The organism is Pseudomonas sp. R15(2017) (genome assembly GCF_002112685.1).
In the GTDB taxonomy this organism is placed as follows: Bacteria; Pseudomonadota; Gammaproteobacteria; order Pseudomonadales; family Pseudomonadaceae; genus Aquipseudomonas; species Aquipseudomonas glycinae.
This window is the reverse complement of the sequence record NZ_NEII01000010.1, coordinates 93,801-107,028: the sequence shown is the minus strand read 5'-3', so window position 1 is coordinate 107,028 and position 13,228 is coordinate 93,801. Positions and strand designations below refer to the sequence as shown.

Below are 13,228 nucleotides of genomic sequence, written 5' to 3'. Positions count from 1 at the left end.
GGGCAAATCGGGAATGGCCGCTAGTTTAGGGGGGATGGCGTTCGAGGGCACGGCTAATTTCCCGAACGGCTTATCCCAACACCACCAACCGATTCGGCAACTCATTCCTCACCTGCGTCACCGGCACATGCACCTTGAGCAACTCGCCGCACGCTTCAATGCAGGTGACAAAGCCCTGCAACGTCTGCCCCTGTCGCACCTGCTCGGTAAACACCGCGACAATCGAATCCCAGCTCTTGTTATCCAGCTTTCTGGAAATCCCTTCGTCCACCAGAATCTCCACATATCGCTCCGCCTCGCAGACAAAAATCAGCATGCCAGTGCTGCCCACCGTGTGATGCAGGTTCTGTTCGAGAAACTGCCGGCGGGCCAGGTTCGAGGCGCGCCAGTGGCGGACGTGGCGCGGGATCAGATGAGTGGTGACCTTTGGCAGACGAAATACCAGGCACAGCACGACAAAACTGACCCACTGCACCAGCAACAGGCTGTGCATCGTCAGCCAGCCCGTCAGGTAATGCACGATCCCCGGCACCACCAGCGCCAGCAGGCTGGCCCACAGCAGCGGGATGTACGCGTAGTCGTCGGCGCGGGCCGCGAGCACCGTCACCAGTTCGGCGTCGGTCTCGCGCTCGACCCGGGCGATGGCCTCGGCGACCTTGCGTTGTTCGTGTTCAGTCAGTAATGCCATGTCGTGAAGTGCCTGCTCATTATTGTTATCACCAGCCGCCGGAGGACCCGCCCCCGCCGAAACTGCCACCGCCGCCGCTGAAGCCCCCGCCTCCACCGCCGCCGCCAAAACCTCCGCCACCAAAGCCGCCCCCTCCTCCGGAGCCGCCCCGGCCGGCGGGAAGGATACCGAGCATCTGGCAGACAAAAACAGTCAGGATGAACAACATCACCAGAAATACGAACAATGCCGGGTGGCGCGAGACGAAATCATTCGCGGGGTCGCCAGCCGACTCATACACCGTGGACGGTTCGTCCAGCGGATTGCCGCCCAGCACCACCAGCATCGCCGCCACACCGTCGCTGATGCCCTTGCTGAAGTTGCCGGCCTTGAACGATGGCGTGATCACCTGATGGATGATCACCGAACTCTGGGCATCGGTCAGGCGATCTTCCAGCCCGTAGCCGACTTCGATGCGCAATTTGCGCTCGTCACGGGCGACGATCAACAGCGCGCCGTTGTTTTTGTCCTTCTGGCCGATGCCCCAGTGCCGGCCGAGTTCGACGCCATAGTCCTCGATGGTGGCGCCTTGCAGGTTCGGCAGCGTCACGACCACCAACTGCTCGCCGGTCGCCTGTTCGTGGGCCTGCAACTGCTGGCTCAGTTGCGCGCGCACCGACGGCTCGATCATCTGCGCGTCGTCCACCACCCGCCCGGTCAGCGCCGGAAAGGTCATTTCGGCCCGGGCGCTGACGGTGAACAGCCACAGCATCAGCACCAGGCCCATCTTCAACACACGCATGGACATCCCCGGCTCAGAACTTCACTTCCGGGGCCTTGTCCGCACCGGGGCTGGTGGCTTCGAAGGTCTCACGGATCGGCAGATCGCTGTACATCACGCTGTGCCACAGGCGACCGGGAAAGGTGCGGATCTCGGTGTTGTATTTCTGCACCGCCAGAATGAAATCACGACGGGCCACGGCGATGCGGTTTTCCGTGCCCTCGAGTTGCGATTGCAGGGCGAGAAAGTTCTGGTTGGCTTTCAGGTCCGGATAGCGTTCGGACACCACCATCAAGCGGCTCAAGGCTCCGGTTAGCTGATCCTGCGCCTGCTGGAACTGCTTGAGTTTTTCCGGGTTGTCGAGAGTGCTGGCATCGACCTGGATCGACGTCGCCTTGGCCCGGGCCTCGATCACCGCAGTCAGGGTTGCTTCCTCGTGTTTGGCATAGCCCTTCACGGTTTCCACCAGATTGGGGATCAGGTCGGCGCGCCGCTGGTACTGGTTCTGCACCTGGCCCCAGGCAGCCTTGGCCTGTTCGTCGAGGGTCGGAATATTGTTGATGCCGCAAGCGGTCAACAACGTGGCCAGCACCAGCAGGGTGGCGACCTGCAAACGCGAGCGGTAGACAGGACTGACATTCATCGGACGGGTGCTCCCTTGCACATTTCATGAATAATGAATCGCGAAACATTCTTGGCCGGCGGTTGCGGCATAATCGCCCCGCCACTGGATTGCGGCGGGCCGATGGGCTAAAAAGAGGCCCTGCGCGATCATGTCGCCGAGACGTTCGACGTACATTCGGCTGTCGTTTTCTGAATCAGCACCCGAACAACAATAGTCGCTCCCTACATTTTGGCTGGCCGGTGTTGTAACGCCGTTTAGGCCCTTGAGAAAACTATTCATGAAGAAGCTGTGTTTGCTGGGCCTGTTCGTCAGCCTGGCCAGTCATCAAGTACTGGCCGCCACGACCCCGGTCCCCCTGGAAAACAAGGACGCGTTCATCAGTCATCTGATGAAGCAAATGACCCTCGACGAGAAGATCGGCCAGTTGCGCCTGATCAGCATCGGCCCGGAAATGCCCCGCGAGCTGATCCGCAAGGAGATCGCCGCCGGCAACATCGGTGGCACCTTCAACTCGATCACCCGCCCGGAAAACCGTCCGATGCAGGACGCGGCCATGCGCAGCCGGCTGAAGATTCCGATGTTTTTCGCGTACGACGTGATCCACGGTCACCGTACGATTTTCCCGATTCCGCTGGCCCTGGCATCGAGCTGGGACATGGACGCCATTGGCCGGTCCGGGCGCGTTGCAGCCAAGGAAGCCGCCGCCGACAGCCTCGACATCACCTTCGCGCCGATGGTCGATATCTCCCGCGACCCGCGCTGGGGCCGCAGCTCCGAAGGTTTCGGTGAAGACACCTACCTGACCTCACGCATCGCCAAAGTCATGGTCAAGGCCTATCAGGGCGAGACCCCGAGCGCGGCCGACAGCATCATGGCCAGCGTCAAGCACTTCGCCCTGTACGGCGCGGTCGAGGGCGGTCGCGACTACAACACCGTCGACATGAGCCCGGTGAAGATGTACCAGGACTACCTGCCACCGTACCGCGCCGCGATTGATGCCGGCGCCGGTGGCGTGATGGTGGCGCTGAACTCGATCAACGGTATCCCGGCCACCGCCAACACCTGGCTGATGAACGACCTGCTGCGCAAGGAGTGGGGCTTCAAGGGGCTGGCGGTCAGCGATCACGGCGCGATTTTCGAACTGATCAAGCACGGCGTGGCCCGCGACGGTCGTGAAGCGGCGAAGCTGGCGATCAAGGCCGGCATCGACATGAGCATGAACGACACCCTGTACGGCAAAGAGCTGCCGGGGCTGCTCAAGTCCGGCGAGATCGAACAGAAAGACATCGACAACGCGGTGCGTGAAGTCCTCGCCGCCAAGTACGACATGGGCCTGTTCAAGGATCCGTACCTGCGCATCGGCAAGGCTGAAGACGATCCGGCCGACACCTACGCCGACAGTCGCCTGCACCGCGCCGATGCCCGCGAAGTGGCGCGTCGCAGCCTGGTGCTGCTGAAGAACCAGAACGAAACCCTGCCGCTGAAGAAAACCGCGAAGGTTGCGCTGGTCGGTCCGCTGGCCAAGGCCCCGATCGACATGATGGGCAGTTGGGCCGCCGCCGGTCGTCCGGCGCAATCGGTGACCCTGTTCGACGGCATGAGCAATGTGATCGGCGACAAGGCGAACCTGATCTACGCCCGTGGCGCCAACATCACCAGCGACAAGAAGGTCCTCGACTACCTGAATTTCCTCAACTTCGACGCCCCGGAAGTGGTCGATGACCCGCGCCCGGCCAACGTGCTGATCGACGAAGCGGTGAAAGCCGCGAAGGACGCCGACATTGTGGTTGCAGCGGTGGGCGAGTCCCGTGGCATGTCCCACGAATCGTCGAGCCGCACCGACCTGAACATCCCGGAAAACCAGCGTGAGCTGATCCGTGCCCTGAAAGCCACCGGCAAGCCGTTGGTGCTGGTGCTGATGAACGGCCGTCCGCTGACGCTCCTCGAAGAGAAAGAACAGGCTGACGCGATTCTGGAAACCTGGTTCAGCGGCACCGAAGGCGGCAACGCCATCGCCGACGTGCTGTTCGGCGACTACAACCCGTCGGGCAAGCTGCCGGTGACCTTCCCGCGTTCCGTGGGCCAGATCCCGACCTACTACAACCACTTGAGCATTGGCCGGCCGTTCACGCCGGGCAAACCGGGCAACTACACCTCGCAGTATTTCGATGACACCACCGGTCCCCTGTTCCCGTTCGGTTTCGGTCTGAGCTACACCGATTTCAGCCTGAGCGACATGGCGCTGTCCTCGACCACCCTGAACGCCACCGGCAAGCTCGACGCCAGTGTCACAGTCAAGAACACCGGCAAGCGTGACGGCGAAACCGTGGTGCAGCTGTACATTCAGGACGTCACCGGGTCGATGATCCGTCCGGTCAAGGAGCTGAAGAACTTCCAGAAAATCATGCTCAAGGCCGGCGAGCAGAAAGTCGTGCACTTCACCATCACCGAGGATGACCTGAAGTTCTACAACGCCCAGCTCAAGTACGCGGCCGAGCCTGGCAAGTTCAACGTGCAGATCGGCCTGGACTCCCAGGACGTGACGCAGCAGAGCTTTGAACTGCTGTAACTGTTAAAGCTAACCGATCGTTCCCACGCTCCGCGTGGGAATGCCTCAATGGACGCTCTGCGTCCGCTTTGGGACGCGGAGCGTCCCGGGCTGCATTCCCACGCGGAGCGTGGGAACGATCAACGCTCTGCGTGGGAACGATCAACTGCGACTAGCCGCGTCTGTCGAGCAAGTTGACCACCACCCGATCCACCCAGCCCCAGATCCGCTGCTTCACCCGCCGCCACAGTGGCCGTTTTCGCCATTCCTCCAGACTCACCTGCTGACTCAGGCCGAAGTCCTTCTCGAAACTCGCCGCCACCGCTGCCGTCAATGATGGATCCAGCGCTTCCAGATTCGCTTCAAGATTGAAGCGCAGATTCCAGTGATCGAAATTGCACGAGCCGATGCTCACCCAGTCGTCCACCAGCACCATTTTCAGGTGCAGGAAACACGGCTGGTATTCGTAGATTTTCACCCCGGCCTTGAGCAGGCGCGGGTAGTAGCGATGCCCCGCGTAGCGCACCGACGGATGATCGGTGCGCGGCCCGGTCAGCAGCAGGCGCACGTCGAGGCCACGGGCGGCGGCCTTGCGCAGGGAGCGGCGGATTTTCCAGGTCGGCAGAAAGTACGGCGTGGCCAGCCAGATACGCTTTTGGCCACTGTTCAAGGCGCGGAACAGCGATTGCAGAATGTCCCGATGCTGACGGGCGTCGGCGTAGGCCACACGGCCCATGCCCTCGCCCATGTCCGGCACGCGGGGCAACCGTGGCAGGCCGAAATGCGCGTTGGGCCGCCAGGCCCGGCGATGGCGGTTGGCGATCCATTGGCGGTCGAACAACAACTGCCAGTCGAGCACCAGCGGGCCGGTGATCTGCACCATGACCTCGTGCCATTCGCTGGTGTCGTGGCCCGGCGTCCAGAACTCATCGGTGACCCCGGTGCCGCCGACCACCGCCAGACGCTGGTCGACCAGCAACAGCTTGCGATGATCGCGATAGAAATTGCCGACCCAGCGCCGCCAGTTCAGCCGGTTGTAAAAACGCAGCTCGACCCCGGCACCAGTCAGCCGCCGGCGCAGCGTGAGGGTAAACGCGAGGCTGCCGTAATCATCGAACAGGCAACGCACCCGCACGCCCCGCTCCGCCGCCAGCACCAGTGCCTGCACGATGGTTTCGGCACAGGCACCGGCTTCCACCAGGTACAACTCCAGTTCGATCTGCTCACGGGCGCGGGCAATCTCGTCGAGCATGCGCGGGAAGAATTGCGGGCCGTCGATCAACAGCTCGAAGCGGTTGCCATCACGCCACGGAAACACCGCGCCGCGCATGTCAGCGCGCCGTGAAGATCAGCACCGCACCCACCGGCACCGACAGACTGATGGCCGACAGGCCGGCCATGTTGCGCAGGCTTTCCAGGCCCGGCAGCAGATCGAAATCCTCTGCGCTGATCACCAGCGGCTCCAGGGTCACCACCTGAAAGCGCCGGTCATCAAGGCGCGTGGCGAGCAGTTCGGCGGGGTATTCATGCTGTTTGCCGTGCAGGTTGACGGTCAGCGGCAGGCGCAATTCAAGCTGCGCGCCGGGGGCCAGATCGTTGATCGGGCGCAGGTCGATTTGTGTGGTGATGGTCGCTTCGGGGAATTGCTCGATCTGGAACAGCTCCTTGCGCATGCGCTCGTCGCGCAGCGGGATGCCGCTGTTGATCGAGTCCAGCTCGACTTCGACTTCGGCGCGGCCATCGGGATCGACCTTGCCGTGCAGCACCAGAAAGCGCTGCACTTCGGACACGTTGGCGTTTTTCGTGCTGACGAACGACAGCCGCGACGATTCGCCGTCCAGATACCAGTTGGCCTGGACCGGCAGCGCAGCGGCGCCCAGCAGCAGGCCGGCGAAGGCGTTGCACAGAGAACGGTTGAACATTGAAGACTCGTGGGGCCGATAAACGTGCACGAACCTTAACTGGCCTTGGCGTTATTGCAAACTGTCAGTCTGTGCAAACACTCAGGCCAATGCCTGCTGCACCTCGCCGATGGTCGACGCGAGGCTGTTGAGGTGCAGGCTCAGCACCCGTTCCACCGGCGCCTGATCCATTGGCCAGTGCAGCGCCATGCTGCCGACCAGCCGCCCTTGCGCACGAATCGGCAAGGCCACCGCGCGAATCAGGAACGGCAGGCGCACCGGGTATTCCCAATAACCTTCGGTGCGCTGGCCGAAGCCCTGATGCAAGGCTTGTTCGGTGGCCTGCAATACACCGTCATCCGCCAACTGTTCGCGTTCGGCCAGACGTTTCACGTCCCGGCTATCAAGTTCGCCGAGGCACGCCCGGCCCATGGCGGAATGAAACAGGCTGGCGTGATGGCCGACGATCTGGCAGTTAGTTGGATAGCGCTTGCGCAGCACTTGCGGAATCGCGCTTTCCATCACTTCGACCCGCTCGCCGTCGAAGCACGACAGATCCGCCACCAGCCCGGTGCGCTCGCTCAGCTCCAGCAGCATCGGCGCGGCGCTTTCCACAAGGTGGCGTTTGAAACGTTGCTGACGGTCACCGAACAGTCGCTTGGCGCACAACCGGTAGCGGCGATCGCTGAGGCCGCGATAGATCCAGCCCTGCTCCTGCAAGGTCGCGAGCATCCGCGACACCGTGGCCTTGGGCAGAGCCGTCAGATAGTGCAACTCTTCCAGCCCCAGCGCCTGATGCTCGCCGAGCAACTCGACGATGGCCAGCGCCCGTTCGACCGAGCGCACGCTACCAGTGTCTGCCTTGCTGCCCATGTGTTCGACCTCCATGGATACGGATGAAAGATCACTTCGTGCAGCAAGATGCGGGCCGCTCAGGCTGATTGCAGGCATGCCGGCGGTCGCCGTTCGACCCAGCGGGTCAACTGTTCATGGGCGTAGGCCAGTTGCAGCACCGCCCGATCCGCCTGGGCCGGACCGATGATTTGCAGGCCCATCGGCAGCCCGGCCGGGTTGAAACCGACCGGCACGCTGATGCTCGGCAGCCCCGCCAGGGTCGGGCCGATCACCACCTCCATCCAGCGGTGATAGGTGTCCATGGTCCGCCCGCCGACGACTCGCGGCCATGCTTGCTGTGCATCAAAAGGGAACACTTGGGCGGTGGGCAACAGCAGGAAATCGTAACGCTCGAATAACTCGCTCAACGCGCGATACCACTCACTGCGCGCGACCGACGCCTGATAGACCTCGGCAGCGGTCAGACGCAAACCGCCTTCGATTTCCCATTGCGCTTCGGGTTTGAGCAACGCCCGCTTTTGCGGATCGGCATACGCCGCGCCGAGGCTGCCCTGCACCAGAAAATGCCGGTGGATGAGCCAGCTCTGCCACAGGCGTTCCATGGAAAAGTCCGGCTGACAGGCCTCGACGTGGCAACCCAGCGCACTGAAATCCGCCAGCGCCGATTCGCACAGGCTCAACACGCCGTCTTCCATCGGCAGATAGCCGTTGTAATCGCCGAGCCAGCCGAGGCGCAGGCCGCTGCAGTCCTGTTGCAGATCCAGCCCGAAATCCCGTGGTTCATCAGCCAGCGACAGCGGCACGCGCGGATCGTAGCCGGCCTGGGTCGAGAGCAATCGCGCGACGTCGGTGACCGTGCGCCCCATCGGTCCTTCGGTGGCCAGTTGCTGGACGAACACTTCCGGCATCGGCCCGTGGGGCACGCGGCCCTGGGACGGGCGGAAACCGAACACGTTGTTGAACGCCGCCGGGTTGCGCAGCGAGCCCATCATGTCACTGCCGTCGGCCACCGGCAGCAGGCGCAGGGCCAGTGCCACCGCGGCCCCGCCGCTGCTGCCGCCGGCGATCAGGCTCGGATCATAGGCGTTGCTGGTGGTGCCGAACACGCTGTTGTAGGTCTGCGAACCGAGGCCGAATTCCGGGACGTTGCTCTTGCCGATGATGATCGCGCCGCAGTCGCGAACCCGCGCCACGCTGATCGCGTCGTGCTGCGGCACTTGATTGGCGAACAGTGGCGAGCCGAGGGTCGTGCGCAACCCGGCGGTGGCCGCCAGGTCCTTGATCGCCTGGGGCATGCCGTGCATCCAGCCTCGGGACTCGCCGCGATCCAGTTGCCGATCGCATTCATCGGCCTCGCGCAGCAGCACGTCTTGCGGGCGCAGCGAAACCAGCGCATTGACCGCCGGATTGAAGCGATCAATGTGCGTCAGGTAGGCCTGCATCACCTCACGGCACGACATCTTGCGGGCATGGATCGCCCGGGACAACGCATCGGCGTCGAGGGTGACAATCGGATCAATGGCTAACGGACTCACGGTTTCACTCCCAGGTTGAGCGCAACGGATTTCTTCGCGCGTGGTGCCTCCTGCAAACAGTAAGTACCGAGCAGGGTCAGCAGGCAAGCGAACAAGACATAGAACGACGGCGCCACCGGGGTGTTCAGAACTTTACTCAGCCAGGTGACGATCAGCGGCGCAAAACCACCGAACACCATCACCGCCACGTTGTAGGCCACGGACACGCCGGTGGAGCGCACTTCGATCGGGAACTGCTCGGCCAATGCCGTCGGGGCCGGGCCGAAGAATCCGCCAATCGCCGCGCACAGCAGCAGTTGCATCACCAGCAAACGCTCGATCGAAGGCGCCGCCGCCACCCACACGTAAAGCGGATAGACCATGACGAAAAACGCCAGGGTGAAGGCCATCAGCACCGGCCGCCGACCGAGGCGATCCGACAGGGCGCCGGAGAACGGAATCACCACGGTCATCAACCCCACCGCAAGCATCTGCACCAGCAACACCTGGTCCAGCGGCAGACCGAGGTTCTTGTGGGCGAAGGTCGGCATGTTCACCAGCACCACGTAAAACGACACCGTCGCCCCGCACGCCAGGCCCATCGATACCAGCAGGCTGCGGCGATGTTCGCGCAGTACCTGCCACAGACCCGGCGCGGCGCCTTTGGCTTTCTTGCGCGCTTCGAGAAACTCTTCCGGTTCCTCCATGTGCTTGCGAATCCACAAGCCCACCGGACCGATCAACAGGCCGAGCACAAACGGAATCCGCCAGCCCCAACTGTCCAGCGCCTCGGGGGAAAACAGGTGCGTGACCAGCGCCACCATCGCCGCGCCGCTGAACACCGCCAGGCATTGCCCGACCAGTTGCCAGGAACCGTACAGGCCCTTGCGATGGGCCGGCGCGCTCTCCACCAGAAACGCCGTGGCGCTGGCGTATTCACCGCCCGTGGCAAAACCCTGAAGCATCCGCGCCACCACGATCAGCAACGGCGCGCCCATGCCGATGGCGGCGTGGTTCGGCGCGAACGCGATCAGGGCGATGGACACGGTCATCAGGCGGATGATCATCTGCATCGCGGCTTTGCGACCTTTGCGGTCGGAGTAGATGCCGAGCAGGATGCCGCCCACCGGGCGCATGAAAAAGCCGACGCCGAAAGTCGCCAGCGCCATCAGCAGCGAAGCGTAGTCGTCGTCGGACGGGAAAAACTGCCGGGCGATGATGCTCGCCAGAAAGCCGTAAACGATGAAGTCGTACCATTCCAGGGCGTTGCCGATGACGGCGGCGACCACTTGCCGGGTGCGCGAAACGCCTGCGTTCGAAGTCTGCATGGGGATTCTCCAGAAGCTGTGGGTTGACCACGCAGGCGCGTGCGCACCTGCGTTCCAGCGGCAGCAAAAAGTGAAGAAATCAGGCCGGCTTGAGCCAGCTCTCGGTGAGCGCGCCCCAATACGCCGCGCCGGTCAGCAGGATGTCGTCGTTAAAATCGTAGGCAGGGTTATGCACCATCGGCCGCGCCACGCCGTTGCCGATGAACAGGTACGCGCCGGGGCAGCGCTGGAGCATCCAGGCAAAGTCTTCGCTGCCCATCAGTTTGGGTGTGTTGCCATCGACGGCATCGGTGCCGACCAGTTCGACACCGACCTGACGGGCGAACTCGGTTTCGGCGGCGTGGTTGACCAGCACCGGATAGGCCGGACGGTGTTCGATGGTCGAGGTGCAGCCGAAGCTCTCGGCCTGCGCTTCGATGATCGAGCGTACGCGGTCCAGTGTCTGAACACGGACTTCGGCATTCAACGCACGCAGGCTCAGGCGCAGGATCGCCTGTTGCGGAATCACGTTCGCCGCTTCGCCGGCCTGCAATGCGCCGACCGTTACCACCGCCGCCTGCTGCGCATCGATGTTGCGCGCGACCACGGTTTGCAAAGCCATCACCACACTGGCTGCGGCGACCAGCGGATCCACCGCCAGATGCGGCATCGAGCCGTGGCCGCCGACGCCTTCAATCGTCACTGTGAGCAAGTCCTGCGAAGCCATCATCGGCCCTTCGCGAAAGCCCAGATGCCCCGCTGGCAGGCCCGGCATGTTGTGCATGCCGAACAGCGCATCGCACGGAAAACGTTCGAGCAGGCCATCGGCGAGCATCGCTTCCGCCCCGCCCTGGCCCTCTTCGGCGGGCTGGAAAATCAGCGTCAGGGTGCCGTCGAACTGACGGGTCGCGGCCAGATAACGCGCCGCACCGAGCAGCATCGCGGTGTGCCCGTCATGCCCGCAGGCGTGCATACAGCCTTGATGCCGGCTGCTGTAGGCAACGCCGGTGTTCTCGATGATCGGCAGCGCATCCATGTCGGCCCGCAGCCCGAGTTTGCGTGAGCTGCTGCCGTTGCGCAGCACACCGACCACGCCGGTCTTGCCGACGCCGGTGTGGACTTCATAACCCCAGTCTTCGAGCGACCGGGCGACCAGCGCCGAGGTGCGGCTTTCTTCGAAACCGAGTTCAGGGTGGGCGTGAATGTCCTGGCGGGTGGCGTGCAGGTCGCTGGCCACATCGTTGAGCCAAGCCAGAATGTGCTGATGTCGGGGCATGACGGTTCTCCTCGCGCGGGTGTTCCCGGTCTTTTTGTTCGGTGTTGTTTCACGACACGTGAACGGCAGGTCGTGCTCACCGCCAGATAACCGCGAGACACGCGAGAGGACAATCGATTGTGGTTCCACAGGGTGGAACCACAAGCTTTACCCATCCTGTGGGAGCTGGCTTGCCAGCGATAGCGCCGGCACAAGTGACATTTTCGGCGCCTGACACACCGCAATCGCGGGCAAGCCCGCTCCCACAGAGTTTTTCAGTGGTTTGCCAATCGGGTCTGAATCATGGATTGAGGCGACAGCCCTGGCGTTCGCCCTGCCATTGGGCGCTGTTGCTGCGTCCCAGGCCGCTGGCGGTGACGATTTTTTGTGTGCGGTCATCGGTCAGTTCACTGGGCAGCCACTGCTTCACGTAGCCCCGGCAATATTCAGCGTCGTTGTTCATGACGTAGCGGCACGAACAATATTCCTTGGCGGTGTAAGCGCTGATGATGTCCGGGAAGGCCCACAGGTTTTCGCGCTCGTGCCAGCCCCAGCCCAGCAGCACGACCAACAGCACCAGCAGGATGCGTCTGAACAGTTTCATGGCCGCACCGCCCCGAGCACGCGCTTGAGTAATTCGTTGTGGCGATAGCTGCCGTCGCGGTCATCGGCGTAGCGCACGATCACCAGTTTTTCGCTCGGGATCACGTACAGCGCCTGGCCCCAGTGGCCGAGGGCGGCGAAGGTGTCGGGCGGTGCGTCGGGCCATGGAGAGGGCGCGCCGTCTGCCGGGCGATTGAGCCACCACTGGCCGCCGGGCACGGCTTCGTCCTGATGGGCCTTGTAGCCGGCAAAGGGTTGGCGGTTGAAGGCGACCCAGTCTTTGGGCAACAACTGCCGGTCGTTCCAGCGTCCGTCACGTTCCATCAGCAGGCCGATTCGCGCCAGATCCCGGGCGCTCATATAAGCGTAAGAAGAGGCGACGAAGGTGCCCGTCTCGTCGGTTTCCCAGGCGGCATGGCGGATGCCCAAGGGATCGAAAAGCGCAGTCCACGGATAGTCCGGATAACGCTGTGGGCCGACGATGGTTTTCAGTGCGGCGGCCAACAGATTGCTGTCGCCGCTGGAATAGCGGAACGCCTGACCCGCCGGTGCGTAGCTGTCGTGATCGGCGGTGAAGGCGGCCATGTCGCGGTGGCCACGGGTGTAGAGCATCGCCACCACCGAGGATTTCAATGGGGCGTATTCGTAGTCTTCCTGCCAGTCGATGCCCGAGGCCCAGTGCAGCAGATCTTTGAGGGTGATGGCCGGGTGCTTTTCCAGCGCCGGGTAGAACGTTGCCGCCGCGTCATCGAGCTTGAACAGGCCTTCGCCGTACGCCACGCCGAGCACCGTGGCCATCAGGCTTTTGCTGATCGACCAGGTCAGGTGCGGGGTGTCGGCGGCGGTCGCGGCGGCGTAGCGTTCGTAGATGAGCTGGCCGTCACGGATCACCAGCAAGGCGTCGGTGCGGATGCCTTTTCGGGTGCTGTCATCGCGGGTCGGGAAGGTGTAGGCCTCCAATGCATCGACGGCCGGGCTGGTGAGTTTCGGGCCGGTCGGCCACTGCTCGCCCGGCCATTGTTCGGCCTGAACCGTGAAGCTGATCAGCAGCAGAAACAGGGACAGGCCTTTGAACATGGTGAGGGCTCTTGGGGAGAACCTGCTGAGGGTAGTCAGGGTTGATGACAGATTTGAGATTTCGGCTGCCCATGAGATCGCCAACGCTGGCAAGC

The 13,228-nt window shown here is 63.1% G+C and carries 13 protein-coding genes; 1 reads left to right on the top strand and 12 read right to left on the bottom strand.

What is annotated here, in order from left to right:
• Positions 1–70: 70 nt before the first annotated feature.
• The 4 genes from CAF77_RS20600 to CAF77_RS29105 are packed head-to-tail and all read right to left on the bottom strand — an operon-like array spanning position 71 to position 2,352.
• A complete protein-coding gene (locus CAF77_RS20600; RefSeq protein ID WP_064383003.1) occupies positions 71–688 on the bottom strand; it encodes a TPM domain-containing protein in 618 nt (205 codons plus the stop codon).
• 28 nt (positions 689–716) lie between these two features.
• Entirely contained in the window at positions 717–1,469 is a 753-nt protein-coding gene (locus CAF77_RS20595; protein WP_064384150.1) for a YgcG family protein, read from the bottom strand.
• Positions 1,470–1,482: 13 nt separating this feature from the next.
• The gene (locus tag CAF77_RS20590) at positions 1,483–2,091 is read right to left on the bottom strand and encodes a LemA family protein (protein WP_064383000.1); all 609 of its coding nucleotides are present in this window, start codon (positions 2,089–2,091) and stop codon (positions 1,483–1,485) included.
• 24 nt (positions 2,092–2,115) lie between these two features.
• Positions 2,116–2,352: a hypothetical protein gene (locus CAF77_RS29105; RefSeq protein WP_139831639.1), complete on the bottom strand. Its 237-nt coding sequence runs from the start codon at positions 2,350–2,352 to the stop codon at positions 2,116–2,118.
• Between CAF77_RS29105 and bglX the strand changes: the two genes are divergently transcribed.
• Entirely contained in the window at positions 2,351–4,642 is a 2,292-nt protein-coding gene (bglX, locus tag CAF77_RS20585; protein ID WP_064382999.1) for a beta-glucosidase BglX, read from the top strand. The two genes, CAF77_RS29105 and bglX, sit on opposite strands and share 2 nt — an antisense overlap.
• A gap of 151 nt (positions 4,643–4,793) precedes the next feature.
• Here bglX and CAF77_RS20580 read toward each other — a convergent pair whose 3' ends face one another.
• From CAF77_RS20580 to CAF77_RS20545, 8 genes are all read right to left on the bottom strand, one after another.
• Positions 4,794–5,951 (bottom strand): phosphatidylserine/phosphatidylglycerophosphate/cardiolipin synthase family protein, encoded by a 1,158-nt coding sequence (locus CAF77_RS20580; RefSeq protein WP_064382997.1) that lies wholly within the window; start codon positions 5,949–5,951, stop codon positions 4,794–4,796.
• Between the two features lies 1 nt (position 5,952).
• Entirely contained in the window at positions 5,953–6,543 is a 591-nt protein-coding gene (locus CAF77_RS20575; protein WP_064382995.1) for a YceI family protein, read from the bottom strand.
• Between the two features lie 81 nt (positions 6,544–6,624).
• Positions 6,625–7,395 (bottom strand): IclR family transcriptional regulator, encoded by a 771-nt coding sequence (locus CAF77_RS20570; RefSeq protein WP_064382993.1) that lies wholly within the window; start codon positions 7,393–7,395, stop codon positions 6,625–6,627.
• A gap of 59 nt (positions 7,396–7,454) precedes the next feature.
• Positions 7,455–8,912 carry an amidase gene (locus CAF77_RS20565; RefSeq protein ID WP_064382990.1) on the bottom strand — a complete coding sequence of 486 codons (1,458 nt, stop codon included), beginning with the start codon at positions 8,910–8,912 and terminating at the stop codon, positions 7,455–7,457.
• Positions 8,909–10,219 (bottom strand): citrate-proton symporter, encoded by a 1,311-nt coding sequence (locus CAF77_RS20560; RefSeq protein ID WP_064382988.1) that lies wholly within the window; start codon positions 10,217–10,219, stop codon positions 8,909–8,911. The genes CAF77_RS20565 and CAF77_RS20560 overlap by 4 nt, the downstream gene beginning before the upstream one ends.
• Positions 10,220–10,298: 79 nt before the next feature.
• The gene (locus CAF77_RS20555) at positions 10,299–11,474 is read right to left on the bottom strand and encodes a M20 aminoacylase family protein (protein WP_064382986.1); all 1,176 of its coding nucleotides are present in this window, start codon (positions 11,472–11,474) and stop codon (positions 10,299–10,301) included.
• A 280-nt stretch (positions 11,475–11,754) separates the two neighbouring features.
• Positions 11,755–12,057 carry a hypothetical protein gene (locus tag CAF77_RS20550; protein ID WP_064382984.1) on the bottom strand — a complete coding sequence of 101 codons (303 nt, stop codon included), beginning with the start codon at positions 12,055–12,057 and terminating at the stop codon, positions 11,755–11,757.
• Positions 12,054–13,133: a serine hydrolase gene (locus CAF77_RS20545; protein WP_064382983.1), complete on the bottom strand. Its 1,080-nt coding sequence runs from the start codon at positions 13,131–13,133 to the stop codon at positions 12,054–12,056. The genes CAF77_RS20550 and CAF77_RS20545 overlap by 4 nt, the downstream gene beginning before the upstream one ends.
• Positions 13,134–13,228: the final 95 nt, after the last annotated feature.